The 1,233-nt window shown below is 66.1% G+C and carries 1 protein-coding gene and 1 pseudogene; both read right to left on the bottom strand.

The window, feature by feature from the left end; genetic code table 11:
* Window positions 1-1,020 (bottom strand): HlyD family type I secretion periplasmic adaptor subunit (locus tag EOA29_RS36950; protein ID WP_127222424.1); only part of this gene is annotated, 1,020 nt, incomplete at its 3' end.
* Window positions 1,017-1,233, bottom strand: a pseudogene (locus EOA29_RS36945) (type I secretion system permease/ATPase); the annotation flags it as partial. The gene EOA29_RS36950 and the pseudogene EOA29_RS36945, both read right to left, overlap by 4 nt.

Genomic DNA, 1,233 nt, shown 5'->3' with positions numbered 1-1,233 from the left:
GACCTGCGCCTGAACGATCAGCGAATTCCTGGTCGGCACGATGTCGAGGATCGTCTGGCCGGGGGCGACGATCGCGCCAGTCGAGAAAACAGTGAGGTCCATTACCTGGCCGTCATAGGGCGCGCGCACCTCGGCGCGGTCCACGGTGGTCTGCGCGGCGAACATCTTCGGCACCAGGTCGGCGAGGTTCGACTGCGTCTCGATCAGCATGGCAGAGAGTTTTGCGCGGCGCTCGTTGGTGAGCTGCGCAATCTGGCTTTCGAGCTCGGCCTTGCTCTGCCGGTTTCCCGCGATCTCGCCGAGCGCCTGGTCGATCAGGCCCTGCAGGTCGGAGGCAGAGCGATCGAGCTCCAGGATGCGAGGCTTCGTCGTCAGCCCGGCCTTCAGCAATTTGTTGAGGCCGGCCTTCTCGTCCAGGGTGGACTTGAGCTGCGCGCGAAAGGATTCCACGCGCGCCTGCTTGCCATCGATCTGCTCGTCGAGCTCGGCGATCCGCTTCTGCAGGATCTGCCTGGCGCCCGCCATCTGCGCGCGCTGGCTTTCGAGGTCGGCGATCTGGTTGGCCATCGCGTCCTGCAGATAGGCCTGGTGCTCGGCGGTGATGTCCTTCGGGAAGGCCACCGCCTCGTGCCCGTCGAGCTCGGCGCGGATGCGGGCATCGGTGGCGCGCAGCAGCGCATATTGCTGGGAATAGAGGTTGAATTCGGAACGGGCGCGGGTGTCGTCCAGCACCACCAGCACATCGCCTGCCGCGACGATGTCGCCGTCCTTGACCCGGATTTCCTTCACCGTGCCGCCATCGAAATGCTGGACGCTCTTGCGGTTGCCCTCGACCTTCACCACCGCATCGGCAAGCACCGCGCCGTTGAGCGGCGCGACCGCCGCCCAGCCGCCGAACACGCCGAAGAAGGCAACGATGATGAGCACACCGACCCAGACCGGCCCGCGGATCGAATCCGCGTTGGCGCCTGCTTCGTCGGCGCCCGAGAGGCTGCGATAGGTCGCTGCGATGTCGGTCATTGGGTCGCCACCGCGATCGGCGCCGCGCGCTGATTGAGCAGAGCCACGATCTCGTTCTTCATGCCGAAGGCTTCGACGGCGCCATCCCGCAGAAGCAGGATCTTGTCGACATTTGCCAAGGTCGAGGGCCGGTGCGAAACGATGATCACCGTGCTGCCGCGGCGCTTGAGCTCCAGCGCGCATTCGGCAAGCGCGCGGTCGCCGGCGGACTCG

The organism is Mesorhizobium sp. M1E.F.Ca.ET.063.01.1.1 (assembly GCF_003998155.1).
Taxonomy (GTDB): domain Bacteria; phylum Pseudomonadota; class Alphaproteobacteria; order Rhizobiales; family Rhizobiaceae; genus Mesorhizobium.
The sequence above is the reverse complement of the archived record's forward strand: the minus strand, read 5'-3'. Positions and strand labels throughout refer to the sequence as shown.